Source organism: Prosthecobacter sp. (assembly GCF_034366625.1).
Lineage (GTDB): Bacteria > Verrucomicrobiota > Verrucomicrobiia > Verrucomicrobiales > Verrucomicrobiaceae > Prosthecobacter.
In genome coordinates this window covers 290,638-309,741 of record NZ_JAXMIH010000011.1, presented here as the reverse complement: position 1 = coordinate 309,741, position 19,104 = coordinate 290,638, and the positions used below count along the sequence as shown (strand labels likewise).

The window sequence follows — 19,104 nt, the reverse complement described above, 5'->3', positions numbered from 1 at the left end:
TGCCAACTGGCGGACGCCCGAAAAGATGCCGGTTAAACGCGGGGAAGAACTTCGTGTGCGCAGCCATTGATCTTCAACGAAACGACACACGAAAACCATGCTCGTTTTTCATCCCAAATGGGCCTTAATTCAGTGCCATTCGGGTCAGGCTGCAACTGGCTGACAAAAATGGCGCACAGATGGCCTGCCTCTCCGCCGACCCGGCCTTGGGTGTGTGCGGAGCCTGGGCCACGGCAACAGAAGCCGCCATGCAAAGACCGAAGATAAGAGACCTCACGTTGTGCCTGGGCATGGCCGTGAGGCTAACCTGCGCAGCCTCCCTCTGTCAATCATCGACCCATGTCGTTGTCCGCTCAGCCTTCGCGTCATTCGAGGTGCCCACAATGTAGCCTCACGCCGCGACGAGATCGTAGCCGCGCCATTCTTTGACGGTGACTTCGGCGAACTGGCCGACGGGGAGCTTCTTGTTCACGAAGACGCTGGTGTCGATGTCGGGGGCGTCGATCTCGCTGCGGGCGACGCCGGGTTCCTCGACGAGGACGCGCATTTTTTTGCCGACCTGGCTGACGTTGAAGCCTTCGATGCTGCGCTGAATGGCGCGCATGGCCTCGTTCCAGCGGGCTTTGCGGGTCATGTGATGGATCTGATCTTCCATCTTGGCGGCACGGGTGTCTTCTTCGCGGGAGTAGTTGAAGACGCCGGCGCGCTCGAACTTGGTGTCTTCGATGAACTGAAGCAGCTCGTTGAAGTCGGCCTCGGTCTCGCCGGGGAAGCCGACGATGAAGGTGGTGCGGATGGCGATGCCGGGGATGCCAGCGCGGATGCGCTTGATGAGATCGCGGATGTAAGCACCGTCGGTCTCGCGCTTCATGAGGCTGAGCATGTTGTCGCTGATGTGCTGCAGCGGCATGTCGATGTAGCGGGCAACCTTGGGGCTTTCGGCGATGGCTTTGATAAGGTCATCACTCCAATGCGCGGGGTGGGTGTAGAGGAGGCGGATCCAGAAGTCGCCTTTGATCTTGTTGAGCTCACGAATGAGCGTGGAAAGCGATTCGCCCTTCGAGGAATCGACACCGCTGCGGGGCTTGGGGCGTTCTTCGGTCCACTTGTCCATGCCGAAGTAGGTGGTGTCCTGGGAGATGAGGTTGATCTCCTTCACGCCGGCGGCGACGAGCTGTTTGGCCTCTTTGACGATGCTTTCCTGGGTGCGGCTGCGGTGGCGACCACGGATGCGCGGGATGATGCAGAAGGAGCAGGGATGGTTGCAGCCTTCAGCAATCTTGATGTAGGCCATGTGGTTTGGCGTGAGGCGGAAGCGCGGCGTGTCGTAATCGGGGATGTACTGCGGCTGGCGGGTGACGAGGTTCTCCTGCGTGTGCTCTTGGATGCCAACGAGCCGCTGAATGATCGGGGCGACCTGCGTGATCTGATCGAGACCGATGAACGCATCCACTTCGGGCATGAGTCCGGGCAGTTCCTGCGAGAAGCGCTGCGAGAGGCAGCCGGCGACGATGATCTTCTGCCGCGCCCGCTTCTTGGAGCCGGCACGCTGGTCCACCGCGTCATGCACGGCGCCGACACTTTCCTTTTTGGCCATGTCGATGAAGGAGCAGGTGTTCACGATGAGGACATCGGCCAAGTCCGGCTCAGGCGTCATGACCATGCCCGCCTGCTGAAGGTGGCCGATCATGATTTCCGAGTCGATGAGGTTTTTCGCGCAACCGAGGGAGACGAGGCCGACTTTGATCATGGGGCGCGGATGGTAGCGCCTTTGCGGCAATCGAAAAGGGGAAAGATGGCCACCGGAGGGCGGTCCACTGTTCGCGGTTCGCCGCTTTCCGGCCCTGATCAGGAGACGAGCATCGGTGCCTGTGCCATTTGGGCGCGGCTGGCGGTGAGATCGAAGGAGGGTTCGCGATCCTGGGGTTTCTGCACCGCCTTGGCGAGCGCCTTGCTGAGGCCGTCGAGCGAGTAGGGCTTGAGCATGATGTCCACGGGAGGCGGATGGCCTTGGCTGAGGATCATGAACTCATCGGGGTCGATGACGAAACCGCTACAGACGACGACGGGCACGCAGTTGCCGACCGCACGCAATTCCTTGAAGGTGTCGCGGCCTGAGAGCTTGGGCATGTAGATGTCGAGCAGGACGGCGTCGATTTTTTCATTGCCACGCAGGAGGATGTCGAGCGCCTGCTGACCGTCGCCAGCCTCCAGGACGCGGTAGCCGAGGAAGCCGAGCATGTTCATGGCGATGGAGCGCACGGGAGCTTCGTCATCGACGACAAGAATCGTGGTCTGGTTGCCAGCGGGAGCGGCGGTGGCGGTACTGTTGTTTTCGATGGGTGTTTCCTCCTCGACCTGGTCGGGATTCAGCACACGGGGCAGGAAGACGCGGAATTCGCTGCCGCGGCCGACTTCGCTGTCGAACTCGATCCAGCCGCCGTGCTCACGCACGATGTCCTGCGCGGTGGAAAGGCCGAGGCCGGTGCCGGTGGTTTTGGATCTGGTGGTGAAGAAGGGCTCAAAAATGCGGCAGCGGTGCTCCTCGGAGATGCCATGGCCGTTGTCACGCACGACGAGCATGACGAAGTCAGATGCCTCGTCGGCGCTGTTCGCGGAACCGTTTGCCCTGCCAGGCATGCGATGCGTGACGTTTTCGACAGCGATCTCAATGACACCTTGATCGGCGGGCATCGCATCGCGGGCGTTGAGGCAGAGATTGAGCATGACCTGCTCGATCTGGGTGGCATCCGCCGTGACGTAGGAGGCGTCCATGCCGCCGCGCATTTGAATCGTGACACGCGGATCGACGCTGTGTTTGAGGAGGTTCTGCACGTCGGCGAGCAGGCGCTTGAGATTGGTGGTCTTGCGAATAGACGTGCCAGTGCTGCGGCGTGAGTAGCCGAGGAGGGATTTGACGAGTTCGGCGGCACGCGTGGTGGCGTGGTTGGCGTTCTGCAGTTTGTCACGCACACCGGCCTGGTTGGAAGCCGGAGTGAGTTCGGCGAGCGTGAGGTTGCCACGGATAGCGGTGAGAAGGTTGTTGAAGTCGTGGGCGATGCCGCCAGCGAGCTGGCCGATGGTGCCCATCTTCTGCGATTCGCGGAGCTGGTTCTCCAGCACGCGCATTTCGGAGCGGTCTTTGACGATCCAGATGCGCCCGATCACTTCGCCGACGTCGGTGCGCATCGGGCTGGAGCGGAGGGAGAAGACCCGGCCATCACTGGTCATGAGAGGGGGCATTTCATCCTGCCCTTCCAGACTGGCGGCGGTTTTTTCGATCCAGACGGAGATGGCGGCTTTTTCCTGGAAGCGTTCCATCAGGGCGTTGAGCAGGCGTGAAGCATCACGTCCGGCGACTTCTTCGACCGGCTTGCCAAGGAAGTCATCGAGCTTGGCGTTCGAAGCGATGATGGAGCCCTGGGCATCGACCACGAGGACGCCTTCATCACTGGCGGCGAACAAGCCCTGGAGGGCGGTGAATGCTTCGCGCAGCAGGCGCTCAGCATTGAGCAGGCGCTGGGCGGTCTGGCAGGCGTGCTGCTCGGCGGCATTGAGCGCCTGGCGCTGCTTGGCAAAGATCATGTTGATGTCGCAGCGCAGCTTCCAGAAGTCAGAGGGCAGCCATTCGGCGGACTGCGCGTCAGGAGGAACGCCGCGCAGAACTGCGGTGGTCCCCTTCATGACGGCCGTCGTCGGTTTGAGCAGCCAGCCAGAGATCAGGTAGGCGGCAAGGAAAACGCCGCCACCGAGCAGAATGCCCGTGAGGCCGAAGAACCAGTCGAGAGGCTGGCCCATCATGCGGGTGGCTCCCATGGCCGGCAAAAAGCCGAAGAGCCAGAGTGGGAACAGGATGCGTAGTCGCAGGGAGTTCATGGCGTGAAGAGGTCGGTTGGTTGGGAGGCAGGTCAGTTCGTGGGATGGGTGACAGGAGAATTCGTGCGGCTCATGACGCGCTGCATGCAGTGCTCGACGGCCGAGTTGAGGTGGTTTTCCAACCAAGTTTCGATTTCACCGCGCAAGGTGGCGATGCCCGCCTGCACAGACTGACCGCCTGGGGGTGTCCGTTGCTCCAGACGATCAAGCCGGTCATTCAAGGCACTGACACTCATGGCGATGCCGAACACGTCATTGCGCAACTGTTCGATCTGAGCCGCCCACTCTTGCCCTGAAGGAGTGGTCGCTTTGACGGATGGCTGCATCGGGGTGGGAGGAAGATGCAGCGTCGCCATCTGAAACTCGGTTGATGGGACATCCCCCAGGCTTCCAGTAAAACGTTGATTCGGCGAAGGAGCGGGGGGCAGTTGCGGGTAGTCCGGGTTTGCACGTGGTGCGGCACCGAGCACTGGCGGAGTAAAGGTGTTTCCTGGTGTTCCCAGCAGGGGTTCAGTGCTGACATGCTCGGGCGCGAGGTTCATGACCTTCTCAGCAACGGAAATATCAGGGGTTCCTAGTGGCGTTTCGGCCTCAGAACCTTGGCGTTGTGTAAAGAATGAGAATGGTAAAGGCATGCTGGGAATCAGGCAGTCTGTGTAATTTTAACAATATTAACAATAAAATCCATAATTATTTGAATTTTATTTGAATATGCCTTCACCTTGTATTGTCGGTTCTCTAGTTCGTTTACCCCGAAGATGGCCCCTTCATCTCACCTCATTCCATTGAATTACAATATTTTATAATCATTTCAAAATGCTATTTATGAGGAACTTCTCCACGGCTCAGCCCTAAATCAAAAGAGCCCAATTCATTTGCGGTCTCAGAAGCGCCTCCTTGCACCAGATGCCTGCCTTGTCTAACCTCGCCGTCACATGGACGAACGTATCATTCAACGTCTGGAGGCGCATCTGGCCAGCCAGGGCCTGCGCCGCACCAAGCAGCGCGATGTCATTGTGGAGGCGGCCTTCGCCACCGACGATCACTTCAAAGCCGAGGAACTCCTCGAAAAAGCCCGCAAGCTCGACATCACCGTTTCGCGGGCCACCGTCTATCGTACCTTGACGCTACTGGTGGAGTGCGGACTGCTCCGCGAGGTCGATCTCGGGCGCGACCAGACCTATTACGACCCGAACTTCCTCGACAAGCCACAGCACAACCACCTGATCTGCCTCGATTGCGACCGGGTGGTGGAATTTGAGGATGAGCACACCGCCCTGCTGCATGATTGCATCACCCGCCGGCTTGGATTCCAGCCCAGCATGAAAAGCATGCGCATCGAAGCACACTGCGATGAGCTGAGCCGCCTCGGCAAATGCAAGTATCGCGACGCCAAGCTGGTCACCGCAGGCTGAGACCAGGCCGTCACGCCCTGCGCCAGCGCTGGAATGTTTCAATGGCCTCGTACTCGGCCAGGCCCAGCGCATCGTAGAGACGTGCGTTTTCCCGGTTCGTCTCCGGCCCTTCTCTTTCCAGCGATGACAGCGCCCCGTAGCGTGAGATGGCGTTCGCCTTGCGCTCGATTTGCAACGGACTCATCGGAATCGCCATGTCGATCTCGTGCGGCTCCAGCGGACGCTCCTTGCCGCGATACAGCCATACGCTGCATGAACCGGCGAACTCCTCGCCCGCGCAGGCTTGCAGTGCCGTCACCAACAAGCGGAAGCAGATGCCCGAAACGCTCGAAGGGTCGGCTGCATCGCCCGTGATGTAAATCTGATGCGGTTTGTGATCCAGCAGCAGACGGGCAAGAGCATCGACATCCGCCTGAGTGCTATTGAAGCGGCGGTAGCGACCATGCTCGTAAAACGGCAGATCTAGAAACGTGACACGGTCTCCAGCCAGACCCACGGTGTGCGCCGCATCGCGCAATTCACCGCGCAAAATCAGTCCTTTAAGCTGGCGCAGCAGCGGCGGATCTTCACCAAACTCACCCTTCGCCTCCAGCAAAGCCAGCGCCTCGCGCGCGTATGCCACCTGCGGGCCCCAAGCATCCGGCTTGGCGGCGTTCGATGCCAGTTCCAGCAGCGTTTCGGCAAATTTGTCCGCCTCGCTGTCCGGCACGCGCAAACTACCAGAGGTCAGGGCGATCAAGCGTACATCGTGGCCCTGCTCGACGATTCGATCGATCGTTCCCCCCATGCCCACCACCGCGTCCTGCGGCTCCGGGCTGAAAATCAGGCAGCGCTTTGGATACGGACGCGCACGCTCGGGACGATACGTGTCATCCTCGTCGGGCTTGCCGCCCGGCCAGCCAGTGATCGTGTGCTGGAGCTGGTTGAAGATGCGGATGTTGAGCTGATAGGCCGGACCTTGCTCTGAAAGCAGGTCGGAGAGGCCGTTCTCGTTGTAGTGCTCATCAATGAGCTTCAAAATCGGCCGCTTGATCTTGAACGCCTGCCACACCATCGCACGGCGCGTCTCACGCGGCGTCCAGGAGGCGGGACCGACGAGCCAGGGCAGCTTGATGCGCGTGAGTTCGCGGGAAGCACCGCTGTCGATGAAAAACCGCGCATCTGCATGATCCTGCAGGAACGAGGCCGAAATCGCCTCCGTCATCGGTCCTTCGACGGCCTTGGCCACCATCACGGCCTTGTTTTCTCCCCAAGCCATCAGCACGAGCTTCTTCGCCCGCAAAATCGAACCCACCCCCATCGTGATCGCAAAATGCGGCACGTTCTGTTCACCACGGAAGTCGCTCGCCGCGTCCTGGCGCGTCACGCGGTCCAGCGTGATGCGGCGAGTGAGCGAGTCGCGGCTGGAACCCGGTTCGTTGAAGCCGATGTGGCCCGTTCGCCCGATGCCGAGGATCTGCAAATCAATGCCGCCCATGCTATGGATCTTCTCCTCATACTGGCGGCAGTGATTGAACACCTGATCCCCCGGCACCGTGCCACTCGGAAGATTGACGTTCGCCTTCGGGATGTCGATGTGATCAAACAACTGCTCTGCCATGAACTTCGCGTAGCTCTCAGGATGCTCCGCGCTCAGGCCGTAATACTCATCGAGATTGAAGGTGACGACGTTCTTGAAGCTCAGTCCTTCTTCCTTGTGCAGGCGGATCAGTTCGCGATAAAACGGCACCGGCGTCGATCCTGTCGCCATGCCGAGCACGGCGGGCTTGCCGGCCTTGTTCTTCGTCTCGATCAGTTGTTTCACTTCCTGCGCCAGCGTTTGGGCCGCCTTCGCGGAATCAGGAAAAATGACGGTGGGAACCTTCTCGTAGGCTTCGGCGGGAGGACGGATGGGCATGGTGGTTGGTTGGGAGTGCTCCGAAGAAGAACCGGAACACCCGCTCTGCAACTCCGCTTTCCACCGATCCTCAATCTCGATGACTCATCGTCTCAGATCCACAATGTAACCAAGCCCCTCAAAATGATCGACGACCCTGATCAAAATCAACTCTCGTTCAGCATCAGAAATATTCTCCTCACTGCATCCTGGCTTGCATTTAAACTTGGATTTGCCGTCGATAACGACGGTTAAGGGAGTCGAAGAAAATTCTGCGTTAATATGCAACACTTTGTCTGCTTCGGAATACTGAACTCCAGCTCTTCCCAGTCCCTTGATGATCACTCTGTTTCTTTTTTTAAACGGCCACATAGTGATATATCCATTGAGTGATCAATGTTCGAGCCACGTAGCTTCACTCCAAATCCAGCTCCGGCTTGAAATCCGACGCGTGATACGAGCTGCGCACCAGCGGAGCGCTCGCCACATGGCGGAAGCCCTTCTTCAGCGCGATCTGCTTGTAGTTCTCAAACGTGTCCGGGTGGATGTACTCGATCACCGGCAGATGCTGCGCGGAAGGGCGCAGATACTGGCCCAGTGTCAAAACCGTCACGTCATGCTCGCGCAAATCGTCCATCGCCTGAAACAGCTCCGTCTCCGTCTCGCCCAGGCCAAGCATGAGGCCGCTCTTCGTGGCGCATTTCGTGCCCAACTCCTCCGCCATCGCCTTCGCGCGCTTCAGCACGTGCAGGCTGCGATGATACATCGCCCGGCTGCGCACCAGCGGCGTCAGACGCTCCACGGTTTCCAGATTGTGATTGAAGATGTGCGGACGGGCCTTCATCACCACCTCCAGCGCGTCGTCCTTGCCGTTGAAGTCGGGCACCAGGATCTCAATCGTGATCGTCGGCACCGCCTCACGCACTGCTTCAATCGTCCGCGCAAAATGCTCCGCGCCGCCGTCCTTCACATCATCCCGCGCCACGGCGGTGATCACGATGTGATTCAGGCCCATGCGTTTCGTCGCCTCGGCCACGCGTTGCGGCTCATCCGCCTCCAGCGCGAACGGTTTGGCCGTTTTGACCGCACAAAAGCCACAGGCACGCGTGCAACGATCCCCGGCGATCATGAAGGTCGCCGTCCCCTGGCTCCAGCACTCCCAGCGGTTCGGGCATTGCGCCTCCTCACAGACGGTGTGCAGTTTCAGGTCCGTGATCAGCCCCTTCGTGCTCCAGAACTTCGGATCACGCGGCAAAGTCACGCGGATCCAGTCCGGTTTCTTGTCACGATGCAGGGCGGGGTCGATCTTGGGGGTCATGGGGCGGGGGCGGTTTTATGAATGGCCCAATTGAGGGCGATTGCAAGCCTCCAGCCCTCCACGTTCTGGCAAACGCAGCCTCTGCCCGCCTCAGTTCCCAAACAGTGGCTTTCTCGGCGGGGCGGCGTCGGTCTTCGGTTTGACGGGGCTGCCACGAATCTTTTGGGCTTCGAGCAGTTCCTTCTCAGTGGGCGGCTTGCGCTCGTCCTTGTTGCCACCGCCAAAGATGCGCGGGTGCCATTTGGTGTCGCCAATGGTGCCGGAGCCTTTGAAGCCAAGAAGCTGGGTCACTGGAAACAGCAGAATGCCGAGGCCGCGCAAGCGCGCCTCGGCGTTGAAGTCAATGTCGTCACGAATGAAGTCGATGTTGCCGCGGCTGACGACGCGAAAGGAGCTGGACTCGACCTCGATGTTTTCAGTGACGATGAAGCCATCCGACACCTCGAAGGTGCAGTCCGCCTTCTTGGCGACGTTGTAGCCCTTGATCGGCGAGGGCAGAAAGGCACCGAGGACGGGGGTGAGGGGGCCGAGCACCGGTAGTGCCAGCAGGTTGCCGTTCACAATGAGGAGCGCGCCACCACCCTTGAGCGCCTTCCAGTCATTCATGCGGCCGGTGAATTTGAAATACCCGGAAATGTCACCGATGCTTTCATTGCCGGGCGAGTACACCTGGGCGAAGCGCTGGTAGCTGAGCGAGTTCATGCGCAATTCGCCGTCGTAGGGGTTGGGTTCGCGGTCTTCGTTCAAACTGCCCTTCAAGGTCATGCCGCCGCCGAGCACATCCGCCGCGACATCGAAGCGCACGGTGCCGTCGCGGTTGTGAACATCAGCCCGGACCTCCTCAAACGGCAGTTTTTTGCCAAACACACCATAAGGGAAGCGCCCGGCCCGCACCTCGACGTCATAGTTCTTCACGTTCGGCGCCAGATTCACCGCGCCCTTCGCGCGCAGGGTGTCGCCAAACAGCCGCCCATTGATGTCGAAGTTCAGCACGTCACCGAGGATGCGGATGTCTCCATAGGGCGCGTTGATGGGATAGTCCTCGTTCCAGAGGACGTAATGCGCGCCGCCCACCGGATTTTTGAAGGCGACCTTGTAGTCGTTGAACTGCGGGTTGGCCTTGTAGCCGATCGTGCCGTTGACGGTCACCTCCGTTCCGGCGGAAAAGCGGTAGCGCGCGATCTGGTCCGCCACCTTCGGTGCGAAGGCGCGCACGACGCCGGCCGCGTCAGCTTCGGCATGAACGTTGATGAGCCGCAGCCATTTGGCATCGTCAGCATCGTTGACGAATACAAGCTCCGCCTCCACCGGCCCGTCCGCGCGTTGTGCGCGTACGTTGGAGTAGTTCTGGATGTCGCCGAGCAGCGCCAGATCCAGCTCCACCGATTCAAACGGCACGTCCTTGTAGCGGAAGTTGCGCAGCACGCCGTGGCCGGAGCTGGGGCACACGCGCAGATTGGGCGATGGGCCGGCGCAGACCAGGTGGACGTCGATGTGCGAGTTGTCATCGAAGCCGAAGCGCTGGATGATCTCGCGCGTCTTCGGCAGCGGCACGAAAGGCAGAAACACATTCGGGTCCATGCGCAGCACGAGGTCGTATTTGAAGCCCTGCACGCGGTGGTTCATCAGATTCAGCGCGAGCGTGCCCGTCTTGTGCTTGAGCAGCGCATCGCGCACAAAAACCCCTTCCGGCGTGGTGCCGAGGCTCAGGCTCAGAGAGTTGAAAATTTCGCCACGGCTGCCGAAGCGTCCGCAGTCCAGCCTGCCGGTCACCTCGGCGGGAAGGAAACCCTCCGGCTTGGTGGGCCCTACGTACAAACTGCCCTCCAACGCCAGTTGCGGCGCCTCATAGAACACCACCTCGCGCAGTTGATCGTTGTCAAAGAACGCACGCGCCAGCCCCGGCAGGTCGGCGCTCGAAGTGAGCCGGAAGCGCACCTTGTCCGCGCCCATGCGCCAGGTGGCCGTGGCATCGAGCGTGCCGAGATGATCGCGCAGATGCAGCCGCCGCAGATCAATGAAGCCGCCGTCATACTCCGCCTCCGCGACGAGCTCTTTCCAGAGATAGTCCTCAAATTGCAGTTCCTCCGCCTGAAACAGCAGCTCCGCTTTGATCTCCTGCGGCCGGTCCAGCGCGCCGGCCACCTTCACCCGCAGACTGGGCGCATGCGGCGCATGAAACCGTGCCAGCCAGTCCAGCCCGCGTTGAATCTGCACGCGGTGCTCGCGCATCACGCTCAGGCGCTCCTTCGCGCTCGATCCCGGCTGATCCTGCCGCGGTTCCGGCAGTTGCAGCATGCCGCTGATCGAGATGTGCAGCCCGCCGGAGAGCAGTCCCTCCGCATGCCGGATGTCCAACTGCCGTTCCTTGAGAAACGCCCGTGCGCTGAGATCATTCAGCTCCACCACCGTCAGCTCCGGCCGCTCGGGATCCACCGGCAGCGCCACGCTCGCATGCAGCAGCTCCAGCGCGTCAATCTTGACTCTGCCTTCGATCAGGCTGCCGAAGTCCACGTCCAGGTTCAGCCGGTCCACCGCCGCGATGAGATGCTTTTTGCTGGCGTCATTGTACACCCGCACGCCACGCGTCACCAGCCCGCCGAAAGGATTCACCGAGAGATGCTCGAAATCCAGATGCACGCCGTGCTGCGCCAGCTCGCTGATGACAAACCCGTGCCATTGCCCGCGAAACGTGGCCGTGTTCAAATAAATGCCGCCCGCCAGCACGGAGCTGGCGGCCAGGAACAGCAGAAGGCGGCGCAGGAAGCGAAACATGAACGTGAGCAATGTGAACCAACGTGCCCGATCTCACAAGCGGCAAGCCAGGTGGAACGAGTTGATGCTAAGTTGTTGATTGTTGATGGGTCGGGCCAAGCCTCCCGGTCTCAGGGCTATCAACCATCAACTCCCGACTCTCAACTTACCGGTACTGCTCCGGCGCGCCGACGGGCAACAGACCCAGCGGAGCGATCTGGCCGGGGCGCATTTTTTCCGGCCCGAAGCTCGGCGCATCGGCGGCGAGGAACACCGCGATCTGAATCAAGCCGCTGCGGCCCTGCGGGCTGGAATCAAACAACACCCCGTCACCCTTCACCGCTTTGAACAGCAGCGGCCCGTGGGCGGCATGATCCAGCGTGAGCGTACCGCGCGGCTCCAGGCGCAGGCCGCCGCGCTGCAATGAGGCGACGCCTCCGGTTGGCAGGTTTTTGCCATCGACACCCACGCCGAGATCCAGCGGCATGGGGCTGCGGTTCTTCAGCACGATGCGGTAGGCCTGGTTCGGCAGGCCGGAAACAAACAGGATGCCGCCGCAGAGATGCGATTCGAGCCATTTCCCCGTCGCCACGTCCTGCAGGGCGAGGTCCACCGTGCCATCGCCCATGCGGGCGAATCCACGCTGCGTGTCGGGCACATCGCCCTGCCGCTCCACCAGCCGGGTGATTTGATCCGGCGCGGCATAAATGACGCGCGCGACGAGGTGCGGCGTCGTGGTCGATTGCGCCGGACGCGCGGGCACGCCGTGATGATAAAGATTCGGATCCTGCTGCCAGGCCGGTTTGAGCGGGCCCAGACTGCCCGCACAGGATGCCAGCAGGCCCGCCACCGCCGCCGCCCTCAACCCTTGAAATGTCCTGCCTGCGTTCCCGGATGTCATTCTCGATGCGCTGTTGTCTTGATTCGAAAAGTAACACGCACCAAGCCCGACACTTCTTCCACCGAACGTCGCACCTCGCAGCCCATCAGACGCTCGATCATCTCGCATTCGAGTTCATCCACCATGTCATAGCGCTTCGCCAGCTCCCGCAGCGGGCGATGATGCTCCACGAGGACCAAATGGCCCTGCGCATCCGTTTCACACGCGCTCAGGCAACCGTCCGCACTGCGCAGCCGCGCCAGCAGCTTCGCCCGCTCCTCCACCGTGGTCGCCTTGGCCAGTTTGGGGGCCAGCGCCTCGGTTTTGGCCTGAAAATACGTGTAGAGCAGCTTGGGCGGGGCGGTTTCGCCATAGACACGCTCCGCCGTCGTCAGCATGTCCAGCGTCAACGCCGGCCCGTAACCGAGGAAGAGCGCATCCGCTTTGGACGTGAGGCGGTACAATTTTTCAGGTCGTCCCGCCCCTTTCGGCCGGCGCCACGTGTCGAGAAAGCCAGATTTCTCCAATTCCACGCAATGCTGCTTCACCCCCATGTAGCTCATCTTCATCGCCGCGCTCAGTTCGTTGACCGACATGCCGGTGGAACGCTTCAGGCGCTGGACGATGTCCAGCACCGGCGAGCGCAGCATTTCTTTGAGCAGGTTCAGCATGAGGTGACCCCGCAGGCTAGCGCGGCACGCGGCCGGCGCAACGCCTCGCCTTCGCTGTCGTGCAGCGCAACTCAACCAGGAAGGTTGAAATCGCCCACCGCTCGGCATCGGCTTCAGTCACATCATCAGGACACAAACGCCGAAGGATGCAGGCGTTTGAGACAGTGCGCAGCACTGCCCCGCAGGGGTAAGTCTGCGGGGAGCAGACGAATCAACTGCTCCGAGGCGAACGCCCTGCCGCGCTGAGCGGCATGTTCCACTGGCCGACGGAGGAGGAGGCCACACACCGTGTAGTCTGAGTGGAACGAAGACAACAAGGCGTTGGGGTGTTTAGTCAGAAGTAGATTCGCTTGGCTCCGTTATCAGCGTCGCCAGTGCCACGACCGAACCGCAGCCACAAGTGTGCGGATGCTGACGGCGGTGACTTTGCGGTGCTGCTTCAACAAAGGAGGGTTCGGAACCGACAAACACCGAGGGGCGGAGGTGTTTGAGACAGTCCAAAGGACTGCCCCGAAGGGGTGAGAATGCGTGGAGCAGGTGAATCAACTGCGAAGCCCGACGAAGGAGGAACCTGGCCTGATTTCAAATCTTTAAATAGGCTGGCACGATCAGTTCTATTGGTTGGCTTGCGGGTTCATTTACATGCGCACCCGTTGCCAAGCTGGAAACCTGCCTGCTTGCGTTCTGAGCGATTCGAGTGCATGAAACGCGCGACATCGCCGCGCCAGTCGCGTTCCTAACCCGTTTCGCAGGAGCTTCGCATCTCCGAGGTTGCCGGGAACTATTGCTGGATGTGGGTGGCCCGAGCATTGGAGCGTTCGGAAAGTAAGGGAAAGCTGATCCGCCGAGTTTGCGGACCGTGAAGTAACGAGACAAAGCGCAGCTTTGAGACCATGCACAGCATGGCCCGCAGGGCGGAGAACTTGTTCGGAGTCAACCTGACGCGGCTTCGACTTTCAAACGGGACGCCCTCAGCGTTGCCGTTGGTTGCCACTATGCGCCGGGACTCGAGGGGGATGAGGAGGAAAGCGGCGGGTATAGTAGCCAGCGTCAACTAACGAGCCAACACCGCCGCCCAGCGACCCTGCCGCTGGCAGGGCGCTGGGCATGTCGAGCTAGACGCAGACGTTCCTATTCGGCATCAGCAGCGACGATCGGACCCACTTGCACACTGCCCTCCCTGCTATGCCGGATCGCCTGGACGCGGGCGTATTCGTTGTGCGACAAGCCCCGGTGGTCGTAAAGGTATGGCGAGTAGAGGCTGGGATCGTAGTGGCCCAAGGCGACACCGTTGACCGTGTACAGCGGGCCGATGACGCCAGGAGTAGATTTTACTACCTGAGCGGTACTGACGAGGTTGACGCTAGGACGGCCAGATGGATTGGTGCAACTGGATAAACTGAAGGCCAAACTCGTCGCGGCAAGAAGCAAAAGATGACGTTTCATGGTTTTAGGGGTTAGGATTTCATCCGGGCAAGTGCCGGCGTTGTTTCATCTATAATATCGCGCCCCGCCTTCCTTGGGCCGTGGACGTCTTTGAAATCCTCACAAACTATTTTTGAACGAACCGCTGCCATACCGATGAAATCTGACCTTCCATCATGAACACCGACACCCATACCATCCGTCTCCACCGCGTCCTTCGTGCCAAACCCGAGCGGGAAACGGGGGGAATCGGTTCTGCTGCGGGGATCCGCGAATCAATCCAGCGGCGCGGTGTTTGTGCCGCCCGACACCCCTCGCACGCTCGACTCGACGCAAATGAAGGAATCGTTGTTTGGCAGTGACTTGTCCTATGCCGATGTCCTCGATAACTTTTTTGCCTGGGAACACCAAAGCATCGTCGGTACGGAGATCGTGAACCGCGTATCCTGTCAGATCCTCGAATCCAAACCCGGCGGCGGTGAACGTTCTGCCTATGAGCTGGGTGGACGTGCGTCGTCTAGTTCTTCTGCGTGTGGAGAAATGCCTGGCCTCGGGTCAGGTGGAACGTCGCATCGACACCTCGCGTGTGGTCACGGATGACCGCCTTCACCTTCCCGCCAATCTGACGGTGAGCAGTCCGCAAAAGGGCACTATCACCGACTTGGACGGCTCCCGCCTCAAACGTGGCGTGATCTATACCGACGCTGAATTCACTCCTGAAGGTCTCAAGCAAGTGACCACGCCACGCTCGGCACCCGAGTAGCCGGTGCTGAAGAAGCCGTGCCGCACATTGCTGACGCCAGGAGAGGCGTCTTGGCGAAACGTGAACGCCCTGATTAAACCCAGGTGTCATCAGGTATCGCCTGACGATTTGAGCAGGGCTGGCTCGGGTTGTGAGATACATGCTGTTTCGTAGTGGTAACCCATGAAAACATTCCACACATACCCTGTCTCACTGTCCAACACTGCTCTCAGCCAGGACAAGCAACCGCTCGATGAAGACCTGATGTGCGCCATCCAGATGCACGACCCAGTGGCTATGGACACCCTGTTCCAGCGCTACCGGATGCTGCTCAAAAGTGTGATCCTTCGCATCGTCCCCGATGCTGCTGCTGCAGACGACGTCTTGCAGGAATGCATCCTGGAAATATGGAACCATGCCGACCATTTTTCCGCAGCGAAAGGCAGACCGTTGGGATGGATCGTCACACTGGCCAGACGCCGGGCGATTGACCATCTGCGGCGGTCCCAGGCCTATAACAATGCCAAAGACCGGCTGGAGGATGAGACCAAGCTGCGCCCGCTCACCCAGAATGCTGCAGCGGACTGCGAACAGGCCGACATTTGCCGAGTCCTGCGTCAGCATCTCAGCCGGCTGCCAGCACATCAGCAGCAGGTCATCCACCTCGCCTTCCTCAAGGGCATGAGCCAACGTGAGGTGGCACAAGCCACGCACACCCCGCTTGGCACGGTGAAAACAAGGCTGGAACTCGGCTTGAAAAAACTCCGGTCGTCATTCCGCACACGGAATGTGATCCACAGCCTGCAATACGCCTGATCATAGGCGCCTGTCCTCCAGGTGGTCCTGAAGAAGAGCCCCAAGCAGAACGAAAAAACCCGCCTCGAAGGAGGCGGGTTTTTTGTGGGGTGCTTGGCAGAGAAAGGAAGAAGGGCTACTTCACTTTTTGCAGTTCTTGGACCTTGGTCAGGTGTGTCTTCAGTGTGGGCAGGGTATTGCTTGCCCATGACCTCACCTCGCTGTCGGCAGCGTCTTTTCCGGCATCTTCGAAAGCGGCGATGGAGGCCTTGTGTGACTTTTCCATCTGCGTCAGGAAGGTGTTGTCGAAGTCCTTGCCGCTTTCCTTTTCCAAGCTCTGGAACGTCGCGGCCGCAGCCGGAGTGATGACTGCGGACAGTTCGACTCCCTTCGCTTGAGCCAGCTTGGCGAGTTCCTCATTCACCTTGGTATGATCGGTGACTAACATCGTCGCGAATTCCTTCACGTCGGCGCGCTCGGCCTTCTGTGTTCCCAGAGTTGCCAGTTTCACTTCTGCCATTCCTGCTTCGCCGGTTTTCTTGATGAATTTTTCATCGGCGGAGTTGAGGCTGGATTTCTTTTCGCCTGCATTGGCGATTGTCGCCAGGCTTCCGGCTGCGAAGGTAAGAAGGATGGCGAAGGTTATCGAGTTTGTTTTCATGGTGCTTTTTTTGTGTGTGGTTGATGCGGAGATAGGGATAGGTTTCTCCTGCGTGCTGAGAATCGGTTCCTGCGTCTGGCGCGGATGTACAACCTGAGGCACTCATCGCCGCCGTGGGGCTGCCCGATGCAGCAATCAGGAGCCGGGTGCATGCTCTCGGCCGCAGTCACAAAAAGAGTCCTGACCAACACGTCGTGTCGGCCAGGACCAAAGGCGCTTCGGTTGCTCAGTCCATTTCAGGTCAAGCTGCTTTTCGCGCCTCAAAGGAAGAATCGCGGTAGATGCGAAAACGGATGGCTTATAGCCGCAGGAATCTTTCAGTTTCCGAAAAAAGAGTCCTGTCCGGCAACTAGCCGGACAGGACTGAGAACAAGCCGAGTGGGGGTTCCTGAGCGGAGAGAATGGAGGTCTTCCCTTCGCCGCTTGTTCACTGGTATGATCGGTCAATGCTCAGAAAGTGGATGCCCTGATCTTGCGGATGGAAGAGTCTGCGGGATGCGCGTGCCTTGCGGCTACAGATTCGCCTCGCCGTTGACCCATTCGACGGCGGCGCGGATCAATTCGGGGGCGCTTTGGACCTTGAGCTTTTCCTTGATGTGAGCACGATGGGTTTCCACCGTCTTGACACTGAGGAAAAGAGTCCGGGCAATCTCACGTGTGCTGCGGCCTTCCCCGAGGGCGCGGAAGATTTCGAGTTCGCGGTCACTGAGTTGCTCCACGGCTGATGCGCTGCCATTGGGTACGCGTCCGTTGAGAAAAGTGTCGAGCAGCCGGCCGCCGATGGCTTCGCTGAGATAGAGGGCACCGCTGAGGACGCGGCGGATTGCCTCCACGACTTTTTCAGATGGAGCGGCCTTCATGATGTACCCCCGGGCTCCAGCACGCAGCGCCCGCTCGGCATAGAGGTTCTCGTCATGTGAGGAAAGCATGAGGGCCGGCAGCGCAGGGTATTGGGCACGGATGGATTTGATCAACTCGATGCCGTTGGTGCCCTGGATGGAAATGTCCACGATAAGCATGTCCGGTTTGAGTTCCTCCACGGAAGACAGAGCTTCGGCAGCGGAACAGACGCCACCGCAGACATGCAGGTCCGGCTGGTGGTTGATGAGCTGGGTGATGCCGTCGCGGAAGATGGGATGGTCGTCCACGATCAGCACTCGCCGTTTCATATCCGCGGCAGGGAGTTCCTTCTTTCCATGTGCTCCAGTAGAGACTTTCGGCATGAGGGTCGTGGGTGGTTTTACGCAAGAGCAGGAAACAGCGTCAAACCAGAGCGGGCAAGCTGCATTTTACCACCGTCCCACCACCGCCCCGGCCTTCAATGGTGAGCGTGGCACCAATGGAGCTGGCACGGTGACGCATCAGCTTCAAGCCGAGTACGGGGTGGCTGTCTTCGCTTTCAGGGATGCTGCTGCCGTCATCGGAAACGGAAAGCATGATGCACTGCTCCCGGAAGCCGAGGTGGATGATGATGCGCCGGGCAGCCATGTGCCTGGTAGCGTTGATCACGGCATCCTGGACGATGCGGTACAGGCACATGGCGACTTTGTTGTCATGAATGGGAACAGGCTCACTGCAGAGGAAGCGGCACTTGGTCTTGCCGGGGGCGGCATATCGGGCGGCTAGATCCCGCAGGGCGACGGCGAGGCCGTTCGCATCCACATCCACAGGATGGAGACTTCTGGCAACGTTGCGCGCTTGGTCTGACGCACTGTGTATTAGTTTTGTGATCTCTTTGAGCTTGGTCGCTGTCTCCGAGTCGTATTTTTGCTCGCAAACATCCCCCAGAGTGGCGGCCATCATGGCCACGCCGGAGAGATGCTGGCAGACGCCATCATGCAAGTCCTGGCCCAAGGTGTGGCGCTCCTGCTCACTGATCTCCAGCATCTCGTTCTCCAGTCGCTGTCGCCTCTCGAACTCATGCTCCAGCTCCCGGTTGGCTTCCACGAGCTGGTCGGTGCGCCGGGCGACGCGTTCTTCCAGGCGTTCATTGGCTGCGGTCAGATCAGACTGCACGCGCATGAGATCATCAATGTCTGCGCATGAGCCGAACCATTTTTCGATGCTCCCATGCTCGTCTGTCACTGGCTGGGCAATGTTTTGAAACCAACGGTAGGTTCCGTTGGCGGCGCGGATGCGAAAATCGCACTGGTAGGAGGTTCCTGCCTCGACGGCTTCCCGCCAGCCTTCCACCGCTTCCTCGCGGTCGTCGGGATGGAGTGCCTGCACCCAGCCATGGCCCAGCAACTGCTCCGCAGTGAGGCACGTGTAATGGATGAGGCGCTGGTTGACGTAGTCCGTCTCTCCTGCTGGGGTGGCGGTATAGATAAAGACCGGCACCATTTCGGCCATCAGGTGAAAGCGGGTCTCGCTTTCGCGCAATTCATCGATCAGGCGTAGTTGTTCCTCAGTCACCCGGGAAGGCTTGTTCTTCACAGTCCCCGCTGTCTCGTGCTTCTCCGTCGCTGTAGCCGCAGTTTGCCGCGTGCGTCGGGTTCTGAGGCTGACCTTGCGGGGTTTCATGATAATAGGGCCGACGTTGAATCGCCAACGACATCACTGCACTTGCGCGATCCAACTGCACAACACGGACAACTTCAGGCAGCCACTGCCTCCATGCCCTCTACTCGAGGCCCTGACCAGTCAATCTCATGACCCACAAAGCATGGCGGTAGATCGTGGGGGTAATAG

15 protein-coding genes are annotated in these 19,104 nt (G+C 59.9%); 3 read left to right on the top strand and 12 right to left on the bottom strand.

Features of this window, described 5'->3' with window-relative positions:
- Nucleotides 1-391: 391 nt before the first annotated feature.
- The 3 genes from rimO to U1A53_RS15070 all read right to left on the bottom strand — a co-directional run bounded on the left by rimO (nucleotide 392) and on the right by U1A53_RS15070 (nucleotide 4,511).
- On the bottom strand, nucleotides 392-1,750 hold the full coding sequence (rimO, locus tag U1A53_RS15080) for a 30S ribosomal protein S12 methylthiotransferase RimO (protein WP_322282178.1): 1,359 nt from the start codon (nucleotides 1,748-1,750) through the stop codon (nucleotides 392-394).
- Between the two features lie 98 nt (nucleotides 1,751-1,848).
- Complete coding sequence (locus U1A53_RS15075) at nucleotides 1,849-3,876, bottom strand: ATP-binding protein (protein WP_322282176.1); 2,028 nt, start codon at nucleotides 3,874-3,876, stop codon at nucleotides 1,849-1,851.
- 32 nt (nucleotides 3,877-3,908) lie between these two features.
- Complete coding sequence (locus U1A53_RS15070; RefSeq protein ID WP_322282175.1) at nucleotides 3,909-4,511, bottom strand: hypothetical protein; 603 nt, start codon at nucleotides 4,509-4,511, stop codon at nucleotides 3,909-3,911.
- A 300-nt stretch (nucleotides 4,512-4,811) separates the two neighbouring features.
- On the opposite strand from U1A53_RS15070, the gene U1A53_RS15065 reads away from it, so the two are divergent.
- Nucleotides 4,812-5,291 carry a transcriptional repressor gene (locus tag U1A53_RS15065; protein WP_322282174.1) on the top strand — a complete coding sequence of 160 codons (480 nt, stop codon included), beginning with the start codon at nucleotides 4,812-4,814 and terminating at the stop codon, nucleotides 5,289-5,291.
- Nucleotides 5,292-5,301: 10 nt separating this feature from the next.
- Here the strand turns inward: U1A53_RS15065 and nagB are convergent, their stop codons facing one another.
- From nagB to U1A53_RS15035, 6 genes are all read right to left on the bottom strand, one after another.
- Nucleotides 5,302-7,188 (bottom strand): glucosamine-6-phosphate deaminase, encoded by a 1,887-nt coding sequence (nagB, locus tag U1A53_RS15060; protein ID WP_322282172.1) that lies wholly within the window; start codon nucleotides 7,186-7,188, stop codon nucleotides 5,302-5,304.
- A 394-nt stretch (nucleotides 7,189-7,582) separates the two neighbouring features.
- A complete protein-coding gene (gene lipA, locus U1A53_RS15055) occupies nucleotides 7,583-8,485 on the bottom strand; it encodes a lipoyl synthase (protein WP_322282171.1) in 903 nt (300 codons plus the stop codon).
- A 90-nt stretch (nucleotides 8,486-8,575) separates the two neighbouring features.
- Nucleotides 8,576-11,260 carry a hypothetical protein gene (locus tag U1A53_RS15050; RefSeq protein ID WP_322282169.1) on the bottom strand — a complete coding sequence of 895 codons (2,685 nt, stop codon included), beginning with the start codon at nucleotides 11,258-11,260 and terminating at the stop codon, nucleotides 8,576-8,578.
- 145 nt (nucleotides 11,261-11,405) lie between these two features.
- Nucleotides 11,406-12,140: a hypothetical protein gene (locus U1A53_RS15045; RefSeq protein ID WP_322282167.1), complete on the bottom strand. Its 735-nt coding sequence runs from the start codon at nucleotides 12,138-12,140 to the stop codon at nucleotides 11,406-11,408.
- Nucleotides 12,137-12,790, bottom strand: a complete 654-nt coding sequence (locus U1A53_RS15040) for a hypothetical protein (protein ID WP_322282166.1) — start codon at nucleotides 12,788-12,790, stop codon at nucleotides 12,137-12,139. Before U1A53_RS15040 ends, U1A53_RS15045 begins: the two co-directional genes overlap by 4 nt.
- 1,131 nt (nucleotides 12,791-13,921) lie before the next feature.
- Nucleotides 13,922-14,236 (bottom strand): hypothetical protein, encoded by a 315-nt coding sequence (locus tag U1A53_RS15035; protein WP_322282165.1) that lies wholly within the window; start codon nucleotides 14,234-14,236, stop codon nucleotides 13,922-13,924.
- 457 nt (nucleotides 14,237-14,693) lie between these two features.
- Here U1A53_RS15035 and U1A53_RS15030 point away from each other — a divergent pair, with 457 nt between their 5' ends.
- Together U1A53_RS15030 and U1A53_RS15025 are read left to right on the top strand one after the other, a co-directional pair.
- Complete coding sequence (locus tag U1A53_RS15030) at nucleotides 14,694-14,978, top strand: hypothetical protein (protein ID WP_322282163.1); 285 nt, start codon at nucleotides 14,694-14,696, stop codon at nucleotides 14,976-14,978.
- A 162-nt stretch (nucleotides 14,979-15,140) separates the two neighbouring features.
- Nucleotides 15,141-15,773, top strand: a complete 633-nt coding sequence (locus U1A53_RS15025; protein ID WP_322282162.1) for a sigma-70 family RNA polymerase sigma factor — start codon at nucleotides 15,141-15,143, stop codon at nucleotides 15,771-15,773.
- A gap of 115 nt (nucleotides 15,774-15,888) precedes the next feature.
- Here the strand turns inward: U1A53_RS15025 and U1A53_RS15020 are convergent, their stop codons facing one another.
- The 3 genes from U1A53_RS15020 to U1A53_RS15010 form a co-directional block, all read right to left on the bottom strand.
- Nucleotides 15,889-16,515 (bottom strand): DUF4142 domain-containing protein, encoded by a 627-nt coding sequence (locus U1A53_RS15020; protein WP_322282160.1) that lies wholly within the window; start codon nucleotides 16,513-16,515, stop codon nucleotides 15,889-15,891.
- 410 nt (nucleotides 16,516-16,925) lie between these two features.
- Nucleotides 16,926-17,636 carry a response regulator transcription factor gene (locus U1A53_RS15015; RefSeq protein WP_322282158.1) on the bottom strand — a complete coding sequence of 237 codons (711 nt, stop codon included), beginning with the start codon at nucleotides 17,634-17,636 and terminating at the stop codon, nucleotides 16,926-16,928.
- A gap of 40 nt (nucleotides 17,637-17,676) precedes the next feature.
- Nucleotides 17,677-18,936 carry a PAS domain-containing protein gene (locus U1A53_RS15010; protein ID WP_322282156.1) on the bottom strand — a complete coding sequence of 420 codons (1,260 nt, stop codon included), beginning with the start codon at nucleotides 18,934-18,936 and terminating at the stop codon, nucleotides 17,677-17,679.
- Nucleotides 18,937-19,104: the final 168 nt, after the last annotated feature.